This window comes from Herbaspirillum sp. UBA812 (assembly GCF_002296545.1).
Lineage (GTDB): Bacteria > Pseudomonadota > Gammaproteobacteria > Burkholderiales > Burkholderiaceae_D > Herbaspirillum > Herbaspirillum huttiense.
The window spans coordinates 12,988-29,376 of the sequence record NZ_DBIC01000257.1; the positions used below are offsets into that span (position 1 = coordinate 12,988).

16 protein-coding genes are annotated in these 16,389 nt (G+C 60.6%); 4 read left to right on the forward strand and 12 right to left on the reverse strand.

All coding sequences use genetic code 11. The features are described from left to right. Positions 1 to 11: 11 nt before the first annotated feature. From B3873_RS16820 to B3873_RS16840, 5 genes are all read right to left on the reverse strand, one after another. The gene (locus B3873_RS16820; RefSeq protein ID WP_039788906.1) at positions 12 to 1,340 is read right to left on the reverse strand and encodes an NAD(P)/FAD-dependent oxidoreductase; all 1,329 of its coding nucleotides are present in this window, start codon (positions 1,338 to 1,340) and stop codon (positions 12 to 14) included. Between the two features lie 183 nt (positions 1,341 to 1,523). Beyond that, positions 1,524 to 2,312: an amino acid ABC transporter ATP-binding protein gene (locus B3873_RS16825; protein ID WP_039788908.1), complete on the reverse strand. Its 789-nt coding sequence runs from the start codon at positions 2,310 to 2,312 to the stop codon at positions 1,524 to 1,526. Positions 2,313 to 2,319: 7 nt separating this feature from the next. Continuing rightward, complete coding sequence (locus B3873_RS16830; RefSeq protein WP_039788912.1) at positions 2,320 to 2,976, reverse strand: amino acid ABC transporter permease; 657 nt, start codon at positions 2,974 to 2,976, stop codon at positions 2,320 to 2,322. Between the two features lie 81 nt (positions 2,977 to 3,057). Further along, positions 3,058 to 3,867 (reverse strand): substrate-binding periplasmic protein, encoded by an 810-nt coding sequence (locus B3873_RS16835; RefSeq protein ID WP_084320241.1) that lies wholly within the window; start codon positions 3,865 to 3,867, stop codon positions 3,058 to 3,060. A gap of 933 nt (positions 3,868 to 4,800) precedes the next feature. Further along, the gene (locus B3873_RS16840; protein WP_286867445.1) at positions 4,801 to 5,406 is read right to left on the reverse strand and encodes a cupin domain-containing protein; all 606 of its coding nucleotides are present in this window, start codon (positions 5,404 to 5,406) and stop codon (positions 4,801 to 4,803) included. A gap of 37 nt (positions 5,407 to 5,443) precedes the next feature. Here B3873_RS16840 and B3873_RS16845 point away from each other — a divergent pair, with 37 nt between their 5' ends. The 4 genes from B3873_RS16845 to B3873_RS16860 all read left to right on the forward strand — a co-directional run bounded on the left by B3873_RS16845 (position 5,444) and on the right by B3873_RS16860 (position 8,254). Continuing rightward, positions 5,444 to 5,770: a hypothetical protein gene (locus B3873_RS16845; RefSeq protein ID WP_286867447.1), complete on the forward strand. Its 327-nt coding sequence runs from the start codon at positions 5,444 to 5,446 to the stop codon at positions 5,768 to 5,770. Between the two features lie 27 nt (positions 5,771 to 5,797). Further along, on the forward strand, positions 5,798 to 6,280 hold the full coding sequence (locus B3873_RS16850; RefSeq protein WP_134134619.1) for an Lrp/AsnC family transcriptional regulator: 483 nt from the start codon (positions 5,798 to 5,800) through the stop codon (positions 6,278 to 6,280). Positions 6,281 to 6,509: 229 nt separating this feature from the next. Next, complete coding sequence (locus B3873_RS16855) at positions 6,510 to 7,355, forward strand: ureidoglycolate lyase (protein WP_039788920.1); 846 nt, start codon at positions 6,510 to 6,512, stop codon at positions 7,353 to 7,355. Positions 7,356 to 7,501: 146 nt separating this feature from the next. Continuing rightward, positions 7,502 to 8,254 (forward strand): SDR family NAD(P)-dependent oxidoreductase, encoded by a 753-nt coding sequence (locus B3873_RS16860; RefSeq protein WP_039788922.1) that lies wholly within the window; start codon positions 7,502 to 7,504, stop codon positions 8,252 to 8,254. A 165-nt stretch (positions 8,255 to 8,419) separates the two neighbouring features. On the opposite strand, the gene B3873_RS16865 is transcribed toward B3873_RS16860, so the two are convergent. The 7 genes from B3873_RS16865 to pstC form a co-directional block, all read right to left on the reverse strand. Further along, positions 8,420 to 10,060: a methyl-accepting chemotaxis protein gene (locus B3873_RS16865; RefSeq protein ID WP_286867452.1), complete on the reverse strand. Its 1,641-nt coding sequence runs from the start codon at positions 10,058 to 10,060 to the stop codon at positions 8,420 to 8,422. A gap of 450 nt (positions 10,061 to 10,510) precedes the next feature. Then, positions 10,511 to 11,821, reverse strand: a complete 1,311-nt coding sequence (phoR, locus tag B3873_RS16870; RefSeq protein ID WP_286867455.1) for a phosphate regulon sensor histidine kinase PhoR — start codon at positions 11,819 to 11,821, stop codon at positions 10,511 to 10,513. Positions 11,822 to 11,926: 105 nt separating this feature from the next. Next, complete coding sequence (locus B3873_RS16875; RefSeq protein WP_034332673.1) at positions 11,927 to 12,604, reverse strand: response regulator; 678 nt, start codon at positions 12,602 to 12,604, stop codon at positions 11,927 to 11,929. Between the two features lie 93 nt (positions 12,605 to 12,697). Continuing rightward, positions 12,698 to 13,405: a phosphate signaling complex protein PhoU gene (gene phoU / locus B3873_RS16880; RefSeq protein WP_039788928.1), complete on the reverse strand. Its 708-nt coding sequence runs from the start codon at positions 13,403 to 13,405 to the stop codon at positions 12,698 to 12,700. A 176-nt stretch (positions 13,406 to 13,581) separates the two neighbouring features. Continuing rightward, positions 13,582 to 14,382 carry a phosphate ABC transporter ATP-binding protein PstB gene (gene pstB / locus B3873_RS16885; RefSeq protein ID WP_134224048.1) on the reverse strand — a complete coding sequence of 267 codons (801 nt, stop codon included), beginning with the start codon at positions 14,380 to 14,382 and terminating at the stop codon, positions 13,582 to 13,584. Positions 14,383 to 14,417: 35 nt separating this feature from the next. After that, the gene (pstA, locus tag B3873_RS16890; RefSeq protein ID WP_039788929.1) at positions 14,418 to 15,314 is read right to left on the reverse strand and encodes a phosphate ABC transporter permease PstA; all 897 of its coding nucleotides are present in this window, start codon (positions 15,312 to 15,314) and stop codon (positions 14,418 to 14,420) included. Then, positions 15,314 to 16,351, reverse strand: coding sequence for a phosphate ABC transporter permease subunit PstC (pstC, locus tag B3873_RS16895; protein WP_414651549.1), 1,038 nt, complete (start codon positions 16,349 to 16,351; stop codon positions 15,314 to 15,316). The genes pstA and pstC overlap by 1 nt, the downstream gene beginning before the upstream one ends. Positions 16,352 to 16,389 lie beyond the last annotated feature (38 nt).

Below are 16,389 nucleotides of genomic sequence, written 5' to 3' on the forward strand. Positions count from 1 at the left end.
AGTGATGACAGCTACATCATTTCCGGTACCTTGAGCGAGGTACCATCGTTGAAACGGCTCAGGCGATAGGGAGAGACATCGATCATCGGGCTTGCACCCGTGACCATATCCGCCACCAGTTCCCCTGCCGCCGGCCCCAGCGCGAAACCATGACCGCTGAACCCGGTGGCGAGATAGAGGCCCGGCAAGGCGGCGACGTCAGAGATGACGGGGATGAGATCGGGCGTGGTATCAATCGCGCCTGCCCACGCATAGGCCACGCGCAACTCCGACAATTGCGGAATGGCACGCTTGACGTTATCCAGCGCACGCCTGGCAAAATCGGGATCGGGACGCGGATCAAGTACCCGGCACCGCTCAAATGGCGACACTTGATCAAACGCCCAGGTACTGGTGGCTTCGGGCCCCTCCATCCACGCCCGGGAAAGACGATAGGTCAGTTTCTTGCCGATGTCGTTCTTGTAATTGCGATAGTACTGAAGCCCATTCTTCAGCCCGACGGGGGCCAGGTCAATGCGTCCGAAACCGGGCACGGCGACCGAATAGGCACCGTCAAGACGACGACGCAGCGCGAAGCCCGGGCCGCTGAAGCAGCCGCTCACGACCTCCGGCGCAACCGAAGTCCGCATGGTGGTTCCGACCACGTTGACCACCGGGAACGCAATCCCGTGACGCCGGCACAAGCGCCCGCTCCAGGCACCGCCGGCGCAGACCACGGTGGAGGCCTTGATCAGACCGCGCTCGGTCCACACACCGCTGAGACGTCCCCCGCTGGTCTCCAGGCCTCGGACGGCGCACTGCTGGTAGAGGTGCGCTCCCAGGCGCTTGGCGCCCTCCGCCAACGCAGGCGCGGCTCGCGAGGGCTCGGCTCGGCCATCGGTGGGAGACCAGACGCCGCCTTTGTAGCCCGGCCCGCCCGAAGGCGTACGCGCCTTCACTTCGGACGCACTGAGGATATGACTGACAAAGCCGATCTCCTTCGCGCGCTGGCCCCACGCGCTCCACTTGGCGAGATCCTTCTCTTCGTTGGTGGCGTACAGAATTCCTTCACGGCGGAAGCCCAGATCGATCTGGATCTCGTCGCGCAGTTCGTTCCAACGTCGCAGACTGCGCATGGCGAGCGGCAATTCGAACAGATCACGGTTCTGCTGGCGCACCCATCCCCAGTTGCGGCCAGACTGTTCGCCGCCGACGATGCCCTTTTCAAGGATGGCCACGGAGATGCCGCGCCTGGCCAGCTCATAGCCGATCGAGGTGCCGACGATGCCGGCACCGATGACCACGACATCGACTTCACTGACAAACTCGGGCGAATCATAAACTTCTTCCACTCTCAGCATGGCACTGGTCCGATCTCTCAGTCTCTGGTCTACAAGAAAAATCCGCCTTACAGCGGTGGCCATGAACGCCTGCACCAGGCGGTCACATGTCTTGCGAAATCCTGTTGCAACTTCACCGGGATGCGATTACCCGTGGCAGAATCAACGGCATCTGCGGATCGCTGAGGACAGCGATACCCGCATTCACTCTTTTGCCTCAGGCATTGCCTGCTCTGCAGGCGCGGCGGGACGCTCATCGTCGGCCCGATTGGTCAGCACGTGGCGCAAAAACTCCCGGGTGCGCGCTTCGCGGGGCGCACCAAGGACTTGTCTGGCCTCCCCCTCTTCGATGATGAGGCCGGCGTGGAGAAAGCAAACGCGGTCAGCCACTTCGCGCGCAAAGCCCATTTCGTGCGTGACGACCAGCATGGTCATGCCTTCCCGCGCCAAGGTCCGCATGACACTGAGGACCTCGCCGACGAGCTCGGGATCGAGTGCAGAAGTCGGCTCGTCGAACAAGATGGCCTTGGGCTTCATCGCCAGTGATCTTGCAATCGCCACCCGCTGTTGCTGGCCGCCCGATAGCTGATGCGGATAGGCATGGATCTTCTGCCCCAATCCGACCTTGTTGAGCATCTCGATGGCTTCCCGGCGCGCTTGTTCAACCGGCAGCCGCTTGACGTGCACCGGGCCTTCCATCACGTTCTCCAGCGCGGTCCGATGCGGGAACAGGTTGAATCGCTGAAAGACCATGCCGACCTGGGTACGCAATTGATTGATGTGGCGCGAACGCTGCTCGACCACCTGATTCAACAACCGGATTTCCCCCGAATCGTAGGATTCAAGCGCATTGATACAGCGAAGCAGCGTCGATTTACCGGAGCCGGATGCGCCGATCAGGCAAACGACCTCGCCTTCCTTCACCTCCAGGGAAATCCCTTTGAGGACGGAGAAGTCCCCGAAATTCTTGGTCACGTTCTTGATTTCAATCATCGCCGGCTCACTTCACCTTGTGTTTTCCAAAACGTCTCTCCAGCATCTTGGTGAGACTCATCAATGGCAGGCTCATCGCCAGGTAGCCCACGGCAATGAGCGTATAGACCTCAAGGTTCTGAAAGGTGGCGGCTGCGAGCAAGGTTCCCTGCCGCGTCATTTCCGTGACGGTGATGGTGGAGGCCAGCGAGGAATCCTTGAGCATCGAGACCAGCGTATTGCTGTACGGTGGCAGGGCGACCTTGATGGCCTGCGGCAGGATGACCCGCGTCATGGTCTTGACCCGGCCCATGCCGATCGACTGCGCGGCCTCATATTGCCCCATGTCCACCGATTCGATGCCGGACCGGATGATCTCGGCCACATAAGTCGAATAGCCGAACGCGAGACCGATGATACTGGCCTGCAAGGCGCTGAGCTGAATATGAATCGAGGGAAAGACGAAGTAGATATAGAACAGCAAGACGATCATCGGCAGGCCGCGGACGATGTTGATCAGGGTCGCCGTGACCTGCCGCACCGGGGCATGGCGGGACATCTTCAGCAGGGCCCAGACCAGACCCAGCAGCGTGCTCAACACCAGGCAGCTGAGGGTGATGAAAATCGTCATCCCCGCCCCTTGCAACAGGATCGGCACAAAGTCCGCCATATCATTCCAACGCATTGTCTTCCCTCTGATGATGATTGCTGGAGGTGACGGAGCAGCCTCCGTCACGCCGGTCCCGAACCCGGGCTGAAAGACACGTCAGTCGACGAAGTTCCATTTCTTCAGGATCTGGTCCAACGTGCCATCGGCCTTGATCTTGACCAGTCCATCATTGATCTTGGTCAGCAGCGCGGTATTGCCCTTCTTGACGCCAAAGGCAATCGGCACCTTGCGCAGTGGCTTGAAGCCATCGACTACACGGCATCCTTGCAGGGCACCGTTGGCTTCCTGGGCTTTCCAGATCGGGTAATCATTGAAGCCTGCGGTAATGCGGCCCAAGGCAACGTCACGCGCCATATCGGCAGCGGTGTTGTACAGCTTCACTTCCTTGAAGATGCCAAGCTTCATCAACTCTTCCGACGTCTCTTCTCCTGCACCGGCACCGATGACGGTTCCGGCCAGATCCTGGATGGTGCGATATTGCTTCTTGTCCGAGGCACTGACGATGATGCCTTTTCCGAATTCGGCTACCGGCTCAGAGAAATCGACGACTTCCTTGCGCTTCGGGGTGGGCGACATCCCGGCCACAATGAGATCGATCTTGTCCGAGACCACGGACTGCACCAGTGCGGAAAAAGGAACGATGTCGAAGGAGATTTCAAATCCCTCCCGCTTGCCGATTTCGCGGATCACATCCGGCATCACGCCTTCAATCTGCTGCGTCTTGATGTTCAGGAATGCATTGGGCACGCTGGAAGGTGTCGTTCCGGCAGAGACTTTGGCGGGCCCTGCCGCCTGAGCCTGAGTCATCGTGACCAGCATCAGGCAGGTCGCCAGGCCGGAGGCCAGGTTGCGCAAGGCGCGAGCGATGTGCTTCTTGGAAGCACGGGGAGAGATACAGGGGTGCATAGCCGATCCTTAACAAAGTGGTTCTGACAAGTTCTGGAAAACAGGCAATGAAGAGGAGGACTCTTCTTTTCAATCGAACATTCGAACAATTGAACGACTGCACAATTGAACGACTACATAATTGAACGACTACATAATTGAAGCGCCGCGCAAGACACACTGCAATTTCGTGACTACCCATCTGCACTACCTGCCGCAAAGCGAAACTTTCCGGCAATCTGCTGGCAAACGTGACTACGGGCACTGGCCGCCCTGAGCTCGGGGCGTACCGGCTACCGCGTTTTCTTCAAAAGAAAACTGCACATTCCAAAACGCATACAAGATTTCTTCAGGCGGCGAACGCACCTGAAAGCCACTCCAATCAGGAGGAAGCGAGCAAAGTTGCCAGCCGCGGCATGAGATAACGTGCCAGGCGGCGTGCAAGCTCAATGGCGCTGGCGACCTTCCCATCGCAAGCTTCCGTGATGCCGCATGGCTCATCACGATGATTTGACAAATGGCGGAAGACCCCTGCCGCTGCCGTACCTTCCCGGGCAACCCCGTCGCCCGTGCAAAAAATGTGCCTCGCCCGGCATTGTTGCCTCGGGCCTGCTCCAAGACAGAATGTCTGCCCGCCGTCTCCTGAAAAATGCGATGACCGCTACATACTCACCAATACAAACCGCACTACGGGCGGAGTGAACCATCGCAGCTCAACGGCACCTTCAAGCATTCGCTGCCAGGATGCCCGTGAACTCCGACCAGGGATCGTTTTCCCTACTGAATCAAGCGCGTGAAATATTATTTATAAATTTCATTATAGTGAATTCAGAATGAAATTCTAGGCCTGTGGTTAAAATAACTCATGTTTTTATCCGGCCTGCTTCCTGTTCACTTTTTCGGTGCGCCGCGCCCCTGATTGGACGCACGAAGGCCCCATATCGGGGCCGGATTTCAGAGATGAACAATGGGGGGTTGCGTATTCATCACCCACAGGAGACGTGCGGGCTTTGCGCTCTCGTTATGCACGCTGTGTGGAATGGTACTGGCGAACTGGAAGCTGTCACCGGACTTGAGTTCGACCCGGCTGCCGCCAAGATTGAGGACTACCGATCCCTCGATGACCACCCCGGCCTTCTCGCCAACCCCGATCAGCACTTCATCGGAACCGGCCCCTGGCGGGATCAGGATGATCATCATCTTGAGATCATGATTTCCCTGCGGCGACAGCAACTCCTTCTGCATGCCTTGACTGCCTACATCGAAGACCGGGCGGTCTTTGGCGCGCCGCACCACGTCGCGGGCAACATAATCCGGGGTGGCCTCGGCATCCTCCAGCAAGGCACTCAGCGGAACTGAGAGCGCCACTCTCAGACGCTCAAGGATACGCATCGACGGATTGGCCTTGTTACGTTCGACCTGGCTGACCGTCCCCACGGAAACGCCGGCGGCAGCCGCCAGCTCGTTGACCGACATCCCCCGCTCCAGACGAAGCGCCTTCAGGCGCGCCCCCACATCCGCATGCGGAGCAGCAGCCGGATCCTTTTTCTTGATTTTCATTTGCGTCATTGCTTCATTTGCTTTCTCTGGAAACCTCATGGTGATTTCAGGACACCGGAAGCTGGTGCCTTCGCACATTTTATTGCAGGAGCACATGGCGGATGCCGGAAAACTTGTTGATCATTATATTGAACAATGTCATATTGCGTTGAACGTTCGAAGGGAAGCTTCCGGCGTTGTTTCATTGCATTTTTCACTGCAGGAAGCGACTCTGTCCACCGCTTCCAGCAGACAGTCATGCGATGGCCAGCCTTTGACGCCGCATGACCTGCCACCCGCGCAGGGCCATCGGCTGATTCTGGCAGGCCGTAACGTGAGCCGGATCGGCAGTCACCCTCCACGACGACCAGATAAATCCAATTGACGCTGAATCATTGGGGACGATGGAAACATGTCGGAATTAGTGAAGCTTGACCGGTTCGATATCCGGATCCTCAGCCTCTTGCAACGCAACGGCCGCATGACGAATGTGGATCTCTCCAACGAGATCGGCCTGTCGCCGAGCCCATGCCTGCATCGGGTGAGACGTCTGGAGAAGGCTGGCTATATCGCCGGATATGGTGCCCACATCCATCTGGAAAAGCTGGGGCATGTTCAGTTCGTGTTCACCCAGGTCACGCTCTCCGGTCACACGCGCGGCGATTTTGAGAAATTTGAAACCCTGGTGCGTGACGTGGATGAAATCGTGGAGTGTCATCTCATCAGCGGTGCGTTTACCTATCTTCTGAAATTCGTGACGCGCGATTTGGGGCATTACCAGCGTGTGGCAGAAGACGTGCTGAGAGAAAAAGGAAACGTCGAGAAATACTTCAGTTACATCGTCATCGCTTCGCCCTCGCTCAAGGGACAATACCCGCTGGACAAGCTGGCTTGAGCTGCTGGCCGACTGTGCGCTGAAGGACTGCGGGTCTTCCTGATCGAAGTCGCTGCAAGCGGCCAGGCTCTCTTCGACAGCTTCAAGGGTATTGGTCTTACCAATAAACTGGTAATATCCAGTTTCCCCAAACGACAGCCCTCGACCTGTCGCCCGCCCTCGGCACGCTGAGGCCGAGCCACGGCAAAAAGGCGTCATTCAGAGACAATCATTTCTCAAAGGAAACACGATGAAATTACTGCGTTACGGCCCGGTGGGGCAGGAAAAGCCCGGCGTCCTCGACCAATCCGGCAAGATCCGCGATCTGTCCGCCTACATCAAGGACGTCAACGGTGCCGTACTGGATGACGCTTCCCTGGACAAGATCCGCAAGCTGGACCTGGAAAGCCTGCCCGCCGTGGAAGGCTCGCCGCGCATCGGCGCCTGCGTCGGCAACATCGGCAAATTCATCTGCATCGGCCTGAACTACGCCGATCACGCCGCCGAATCCAACCTGCCCATCCCGGCCGAACCCGTCGTGTTCAACAAGTGGACCTCCGCCGTGGTCGGCCCCAATGACGACGTCAAGATCCCCCGCGGCTCCAAGAAGACCGACTGGGAAGTCGAACTGGGCGTGGTCATCGGCAAGGGCGGCAGCTACATCGACGAGAAGGACGCCATGTCCCACGTGGCCGGCTATTGCGTGGTCAACGACGTCTCCGAGCGCGAATACCAGATCGAACGCGGCGGCACCTGGGACAAGGGCAAGGGCTGCGATACCTTCGGCCCCATCGGCCCCTGGCTGGTCACCCGCGATGAAGTCGCTGATCCGCAAAAGCTGGGCATGTGGCTGGAAGTGGATGGCAAGCGCTACCAGAACGGCAATACCAGCACCATGATCTTCGGCGTGGCGCACATCGTTTCCTACCTGTCGCGCTTCATGAGCCTGCAGCCAGGCGACGTCATCTCCACCGGCACGCCGCCGGGCGTGGGCATGGGCGTCAAGCCGGAAGCCGTCTACCTGCGCGCCGGCCAGACCATGCGCCTGGGCATCGACGGCCTCGGCGAACAGCAGCAGAAGACCATCGACGCCTGATCCATCAGGATCACCGCGTTACCCCGCGCCGCCAGTCGGCGGCGCGGTTGCATCCCCATCGAAGTCCACAAGAACAAGAACGACCATGCGCGGGCGCATGTCCGCCTGCGCGATCCAATGACCGCAACAGGGAAGGAGAAGACACAATGAATCACTACGATTTCCAGGGCCGCAGCGCCATCATCACCGGCGGTGCCCAGGGCTTCGGCTATGCCGTGGCCGAACGCCTGCTGCAAGGCAAGGCCAAGGTGGTGCTGTGGGACATGGACGATAAAGCGCTGGCCGAGGCCCGCGCCAAGCTGGAACCGCTGGGCAATGTCGAGACTGTCCGCGTGGATATCTCCGACCAGTCCGACGTCCAGCAAGCCATCGAAGCCACCGAAAAACTCACCCAGTCCATCGACATTCTGGTGCACAGCGCCGGCATCGCCGGACAGAACAATCCGGTGGCGGACTACTCGCCTGAAGAATGGCGCCGCGTGATCGACATCGATCTCAACGGCGCCTTCTACGTCAACCAGGTGGTAGTCCAGCGCATGATCGCGCAGAACTACGGCCGCATCGTCAATATCGCCTCCATCGCCGGCAAGGAAGGCAATCCCACCGCCTCCGCCTACAGCGCCGCCAAGGCCGGCATGATCGCCCTCACCAAGAGCCTGGGCAAGGAAACCGCGACCCGCAACATCGCCGTCAACGCCATCACCCCGGCCGCCGCGCAGACCCGCATCCTGGAGCAATGCACCCAGGCCCACATCGATTACATGCTCTCCAAGATCCCGCGTGCGCGCTTCGTGAAAGTGGAAGAGCTGGCGGCGATGGTGGCGTGGCTGGTGTCCGAGGAGAATTCCTTCACCACGGCATCCGTCTTCGATCTCTCGGGCGGACGAGCTACCTACTGATGGCGCGGGGCGCGGCCCCCGGTCATCGTCGGTGGAAGTGACGCAGAATGCTTCATTTGCGCCGCTACCCACCGTGGTTGCGGCCTGCCCAAAACAAGAAACCCGCCAGGATGTGAATGGCGGGTTTCTTGTTTGTGGCGTCGGCTTCGTCGCTTCGGCGCTTTGTCAGCGCAAGGCCGGTCGCGGCGGCGTGATGTCTACCGGTGGGCGGCTCGCCACTTCCTCGCTGCCGTAGCCCACCTGGTCCTGCGCCAGCACCTTGAACTGACTCACCACCTCGGACAGGCGTGCGGCCTGTTCCTGCATGGCTTCGGCGGCAGCAGCAGCCTGTTCGACCAGAGCGGCGTTCTGCTGGGTGGTCTGGTCCATGTCGGTGATGGCCAGATTGACCTGGCTGATGCCGTCACTCTGCTCGCTGCTGGCGGCCGTGATCTCGGAGACGATGTCGGCGACCTGACGCACGCTGGCCACCACTTCGTCCATGGTCGTGCCGGCACGTTCCACCAGCTCGCTGCCGGAACCGACCTTGGCCACCGAGTCATCGATCAGGGTCTTGATTTCCTTGGCGGCCGAGGCCGAGCGCTGCGCCAGCGAACGCACTTCCGAGGCCACCACCGCGAAGCCCCTGCCCTGCTCGCCTGCACGGGCCGCTTCCACGGCGGCATTCAGGGCCAGGATGTTGGTCTGGAAGGCGATGCCGTCGATGACGCTGATGATGTCGACGATCTTGCGCGAGGATTCATTGATGGAACCCATGGTCGAGATCACCTGCGACACCACTTCCCCGCCCTGCTGTGCCACCGAGGAAGCGGAGGCCGCCAGCTGGTTGGCCTGGCGGGCGTTGTCGGCATTCTGGGCCACGGTGGAGGTCAGTTCTTCCATGGCCGAGGCAGTTTCTTCCAGGGCACCGGCCTGGCGTTCGGTACGCGCCGAGAGGTCGAGGTTGCCGGTGGCGATCTCGCGCGAGGCGGTGCCGATGGCATCGGTGCCGCTGCGCACCTGGCCGACGATGCGCGCCAGGTTACCGGTCATGGCGTGCAAGGCGTGCATCAGTTTGCCGGTTTCATCCTTGCGGGTGACCAGCTCGTCATCGACACGGGTGGTGAGGTCGCCGGCGGCCACGGCTTCGGCCACATTGACTGCCTTTTCCAGCGGCCGCGTGATGCCCAGCGCCAGGCTACGGGCGAACAGCCAGCCCAGCACAACTTGCAGGATGGCCAGGCCGATCATGAGGTTGCGGCTTTCGTGATAGACCTGCTGGATGTCCTTGGCCACCTGGTCGATATTGGCGCGCTGCAGATTGAGCAACTGCTGCAGCAGATCCAGATAGCCCTTGGCTGCGACATCGAAGGGGCCGGCCAGGATCTTGGCAGCTTCCTCGGCGTTGCCGTCGGCCTTGGCCTTGGAGATGGCGTCACGATGCTTGATGTAATCCTTGCGCACCTCGCCCAGCTTGGAGAAGACAGCTTTCTCTTCCGGCGATTCGATCAGGGCTTCGATGGCCTTCTGCTGTTCGGTGGACATGCGGCTGGCCTCGGCCGCATCGGCCGCGAAGAAGCTGGCCAGGCTGGGATCGGCACTCTTGGCAATGGCCGTAGTCCGGCGCACGCTGGTGTGGATGGTGCGATACCAGTCGGAGACCAGGCGTTCCTTGGTCAGCGGCTCGTGCATCATTTCGTCGGTGGCGGCGGCGATGCCTTGCAGACGCCAGATCGACAGCGCGACGACCACGCTGGCTGCGGCCAGGATGACGGCAAAACCCAGGCCAAGGCGGCGGCCGATCTTCATGTTGGCGAAATAGCTCATCGTTTTCTCTTATGCGCAGTAGGTGGAGGGGTAGACCGGCACATCTACGGACCGGTCTCAGGCGCTTCGGCTTCATGGTGCGACGAATACCGCCGCGGTGCGATCAGGGATTTCCTGACAACAAGCTGTCATCGCGGCAACGGCAAGACCGCAGCCACTTCAGCTTGCTGGCTTGCACACGACGGGATGCGCCCTGTGCCAACCTGGAGTACGAAGCCTGCCCGTGACGCGCACATGCACTCGACAACGCCTCAGCAATACGGAGGCTCGCGCCGGCTTGCGAGGCGCCATTGTTGCCGTGAAGACAGAAGGCAGGCATTCGTAATTTCACTTACTGACGACATGTCAGCGTTGAGCTATGGCGCAATGGTACGCGCCTGCGGCCGATTCAAAGATGAAAAAAGGATGCCGAAGCATCCTTTCCATTTGGTTTGACCGGATGTGGGCAGTTTATTGCTGCGCCGCGTAATCCGCGATGGTCTGGGTCGCCGGGAAGTGCACCGTGAAGGTACTGCCGTGATCCGGCACCGAGGCAATATCCAGCGTGGCATGGTGGCGCAGCAGCACGTGACGCACGATGGCCAGGCCCAGGCCCGTACCCTGGGTCTCGCGCGAACGGCTCTTGTCGACGCGATAGAAGCGTTCGGTCAGGCGCGAGATATGTTCGGGACTGATGCCGATGCCGGTATCCTGCACCGCGAAATGTGCGCCCTGCTCATCGCTCTGCCAGCGCAGGGTGATGGTGCCGCCTTCCGGGGTATAGCGCACGGCATTGGTGACCAGGTTGGTGAAGGCGCTGCGCAATTCCTCGGCATTGCCCTTGAGGTCGGGGCCGTCAACGATGAGGCGGATGTCGTGCTTGCCCGCCGACAGTGCCAGTCCTTCCTCGGCGATGCGCTCCAGCAGCGGCTGTACGCGCAGCACTTCGGAGCGTAAGGGATAGTCGATCGATTCCAGGCGCGTCAGCGTGAGCATGTCGTCGATCAGGTTCTGCATGCGCTGGCCCTGCTCGGTCATGAGCTTCAGGTGGGCCATGCGAGTGGACTCTTCCAGGTTCGGCTGCGCCAGCGCAATTTCCAGGAAACCGTTGATGACGGTCAGCGGCGTGCGCAGTTCGTGCGAGGCATTGGCCACGAAGTCTCGGCGCATCATGTCGATGCGCTGCGATTCGGTGACGTCGTGGGTGACCAGGATCTGGCGGCGGTTCTCGAAGGGGATGATCTGGATGATCAGCTTGCGCTCATGCAGGGCCAGCGTGAGCGGCTGCTCGTAGCGGCCCAGGATGATGTAGTCGATGAAGGCCGGATTGCGGATCAGGTTGGTGACCCGCATGCCCTTGTCGCGGTCCAGCTTCAGGCCCAGGTGCGACTGCGCCGCCGGGTTGCACCATTCGAGGAAGAGCACGTCGTCCATGATCACCACGCCATCCGGCAGCAGGCTCATGGCCTGGCGGAAGCGCGCCAGCCACTCGGCCAGTTCGGCCTGGTTGCGTTCATCGTCGCGGCGCATGCGGTACAGGCGCGCATAGACATCGGTCCAGGCCCCCCAGCCATCGGGCAGGCGCGACTGGCCGGAATCATCCAGCCAGGTCGACAGGCGCAGCAGGTAGTGCAGGTGCGTGATCATCATCGCGCCCACGCCCAGCACCGCCGTGACCAGCCCGATGATGGGGCCGAAGAAGAAACCGACGACTCCTGCTCCGGCCAGGCACAACACCAGGCGCAATACAGCAGGAATCCAGAACAGAAGTTGTGGACTCATTGATTTGACAGATAAATCTGGGAAGCGCCCGCGCGCCGGATTTTTAATTTTATTGATTATGAACGACGCGGGCTGTTTGGTCTTTGATCTTTATTTACTCGATCTTTATTTGGTCGAGAGCATGTAGCCGACGCTGCGCACGGTCTTGATGAGGTACTCGGCATCGCGCAGGGCCTTGCGCAGGCGCAGCACGTGGACATCCACGGTGCGTTCCTCGATCACCACGTGGTCGCCCCAGACGCGGTCGAGCAGCTGGCTGCGCGAGAACACGCGATCAGGATGCGCCAGGAAAAACTTCAGCAGCTTGTATTCGGCATGGCCGATATCGATGCGTGCGCCCGACAGGCTCACCGAGCAGCTGGCAGGATCGAGCGTGACCGGACCGGCCGACATCACTTCCTGGGCGTGCTCCGGGCTCTTGCGGCGCAGGAGGGCCTTGATGCGCGCGGTCAGTTCGCGCGGCGAGAAGGGCTTGGTGATGTAGTCGTCGGCACCGTTGTCGAGGCCGGCGATCTTGTCTTCTTCCATGCTCTTGGCGGTGAGCATGATGACCGACAGTTGCTGCAGCTGGCGATCGGCGCGGATGCGCGAGAGCAGGTGCAACCCGCTGCGGTCGGGCAGCATCCAGTCCAGCAGCACCAGTTGCGGGGCGCGGTGCTGGACGAAATCCCAGGCCGCGGCCGCGTTGGAGACGACGAAACTGGACCAGCCTGCTTCCTTGAGCGTGAAGGCAATCAGTTCGGCAATGGAGGGTTCGTCTTCGACGATGAGGATAGTAGTCATGATAGTCAGGCTGGTAAGCAGTATCGCGGGTCTCCCCTCCGCAATCCGGTGCTGGCAGCGCTTCCCCCGCTGCCAGTACCGGTGCCGTCGTGCTTAGTCTTCTTCCTCGAGCGTCTTGGCCGAACCGAAGTCGGTATGGCGGATATCCTTGCCACCGACCACGTAGACCACGTATTCGGCGATGTTCTTGGCATGGTCGCCGATGCGTTCGATGGCCTTGGCCACCCACAGGGTGTCGATGGAACCGGAGATGGTGCGCGGGTCTTCCATCATGAAGGTGATGAGGCTGCGGGTGATGGAACGGAAACCGTGGTCGATGCGTTCGTCCTGCTTGATCAGTTCGGCAGCCTGCTTGTCATCGAGGCGGGCGAAGGAGTCCAGGGCGCTGCGCAGCTGGTCCATGGCCTGTTCGGCGATCAGGCTCACGGTTTCGTAGTGCGAGACCAGGCCGATGCCGCGCTTGTGCAGGTGGATGGCGGTCCGGGCGATCTTGGTCGCCTCGTCGCCCACGCGTTCCAGATCGGTGATGATCTTGATGGTGGCCATGACGGTACGCAGGTCATTGGCGGTCGGCTGGCGACGCACGATGAGGTGGCTGCAGGCGTCGTCGAGTTCGACTTCGAGGCGATTGACGGCTTCGTCGTCCTTCATCACGCGATGGGCGACGTCGAGGTTGCCGTTGCGGAAGGCCGCAATCGCGTCCTGGAACTGGTGTTCCACCATGCCGCCCATGGCGAGCACCTTGGAGCGGATCTGCTCCAGATCCTGGTCATACTGTTTGGAGGAATGATCGCCGGTCATGTGACGTCCCTAAAAAGAATTTCTATAAATAATATATACGGTGCAATGACTACTCTGTGGAATCGTCGTATCGGCGTAGCGAGCGCTTCGAGTTCGCGTCGAGAAGCGCAGCCGTACTGGGGTACGGCGAGCATCGCAGACGCGAAATCGGAGCGCGCAGTAGCCGAGACGGCGGTTCAGCCGAAACGGCCGGTTATGTAGTCTTGGGTTTCCTTGCGCACCGGATTCATGAAGATCTGGTCGGTCTCGCCAAACTCCACCAGCTCGCCCAGGTACATGTAAGCGGTGTAATCCGAGCAGCGCGCCGCCTGCTGCATGTTGTGGGTCACGATGGCGATGGTGTAGTCGTTCTTGAGCTCACCGATCAGTTCTTCCACCTTGGCCGTCGAAATCGGATCCAGTGCCGACGTCGGTTCATCCAGCAGCAGCACTTCCGGCTTCACGGCCACGCCGCGTGCGATACACAGACGCTGTTGCTGACCACCGGAGAGCGACAGGCCGCTCTTGTGCAGCTTGTCCTTCACTTCACCCCACAGTGCCGCCTTGTTGAGCGCCCATTCGACGCGCTCATCCATCTCGCCCTTGGGCAGGTTTTCATACAGGCGGATACCGAAGGCGATGTTGTCGTACACCGACATCGGGAACGGGGTCGGCTTCTGGAACACCATGCCGACCTTGGCGCGCAGCATGTTCAGATCCTGGCCCGGTTCGAGGATGTTGTTGCCGGCATACATGATCTTGCCTTCGGCGCGCTGGCCGGGGTACAGGTCATACATGCGGTTGAAGGTACGCAGCAGCGTCGACTTGCCGCAGCCCGAGGGGCCGATGAAGGCGGTGACCTTGCCTTCGAAGATGTTCAGGTTGATGTTCTTCAAACCCTGGAATCCGCCGTAGTAGAAGTTCAGTTGCGAAACTTCCAGCGTGGTCTTCTGGGCCGCAGCGGCGTTGAGAGGTGCGGTCGAAGCGTGGCTTGCCATTTGATGAGCAGTAGTCATGTCGGTCACTTGGAGAATTAGCCGGGGATTTGTTGTTTGAACAGGGTGCGCGAGAGCACGTTGAGCAGCAGCACGCTGAAGGTGATCAGCAAGGCGCCGCCCCATGCCAGCGAGACCCAGTTGTCATACGGGCTCATGGCGAACTGGTTGATCACCACCGGCAGGTTGGCGATCGGACGGTTCATGTTGGTGCTGAAGAACTGGTTGTTCAGCGCGGTGAACAGCAGCGGAGCGGTCTCACCCGAGATACGCGCCACGGCCAGCAGCACGCCGGTCACCACGCCCGCCTTGACGGCACGCAGGCGCACGATGATGGCCACCTTCCAGCGCGGGGCACCCAGCGCGAAGGCCGCTTCACGCAGGCCGCTCGGCACCAGCTTCAACATGTTGTCGGTGGTACGCACCACCACCGGAATGGCAATCAGCGAAATGGCGAAGGTACCGGCCCAGCCCGAGAAGTGGTTCACGTTGGCCACGTAGATGGCGTAGATGAACAGGCCAATCACGATCGACGGTGCCGACAGCATGATGTCGGTAACGAAGCGAGTGACCTGGGCCAGCTTGCTTTCCTCGCCGTATTCGGCGAGATAGACGCCGGCCAGGATGCCGATCGGGGTGCTGATGATGGTGCTGATACCGACCATCAGCAGCGAGCCGACGATGGGGTTCAGCAGGCCGCCGCCGGCATCGCCCGGACCGGGGGTGTTTTCGGTCAGCAGGCCCAGGTTCAGCGCGGCCACGCCCTTGAAGACCAGGGTCAGCAGGATCCAGGCCAGCACGAACAGGCCCAGGCCCATGGCCAGGAAGGAGAACAGCATGCCCATGCGATGCTGCATCAGGCGACGGCGGTAGACGGGGTTCATGGCTTGCGCCTGGTCGGTGCTTTTCACACCGGCTTGTACGGTCTGGCTCATTATTTGGCTCCTTCCTTGCGGGTCATGCCCATGAGCATGATCTTGGCGGCGGACAGAACGATGAAGGTGATGACGAACAGGATCAGGCCCAGTGCAAACAGCGAGGACACGTGCAGCTTGCTGGAGGCTTCGGCGATTTCATTGGCCAGGGTCGAGGCAATCGAGTTGCCGGCCGAGAACAGCGACCAGGACAAGCGGTGCGAGTTGCCGATCACGAAGGTGACCGCCATGGTCTCGCCCAGCGCACGGCCGAGGCCCAGCATCACGCCACCGACCACACCGGTCTTGGTGTAGGGCAGCACCACCTTGCGCACCACTTCCCAGCGGGTGCAGCCGAGACCGTAGGCCGATTCCTTCAGCACTGCGGGGACGACTTCAAACACGTCGCGCATCACCGAGGAGATGAAGGGGATGATCATCACCGACAGGATCAGGCCGGCGGTCAGGATGCCGATACCCATGGTCGGGCCGGAGAACAGCACGCCGATGCCGGGGATCTGGCCCAGGGTGGCCTTCAGGAAGGGCTGGCCGTATTCGGAGAACAGCGGCGCGAACACGAACAGGCCCCACATGCCGTAGATGATGGAGGGCACACCCGCCAGCAGTTCCACACAGGTGCCCAGCGGGCGGCGCAGCCTGGCCGGGCAGATTTCGGTCAGGAACAGGGCGATGCCGAAGCTGACCGGGAAGGCGATCAGCAAGGCGATGATCGAGGTCGACAGCGTGCCGACGATGGCGATCATGGCGCCAAATTCGTTATTGGTCGGATCCCATTCGACGCGCGTGATGAAGCCGGGGCCGAAGGCCTGGAACGCCGGGGCGGCACCGATGATGAGGGAAACGATGATCCCGCCCAGCATCAGCAGCACGGACAGGGCGAAGATCAGGGTGATCTTGTGGAAAAAGAAATCCTGCAGACGCTGGTGGCGCATGACGACCATCAGCTTCTCGCGCGCAGCTTGCGCGCTTTCAGTCTCTGTCGGGGATTTTTTGACTTCGGTATTCGACATTGCCGTGGTGGAATAATTAGCGCTCATTTGAATTCACCATTAAAACGGGCCATCGCCGCGAATGC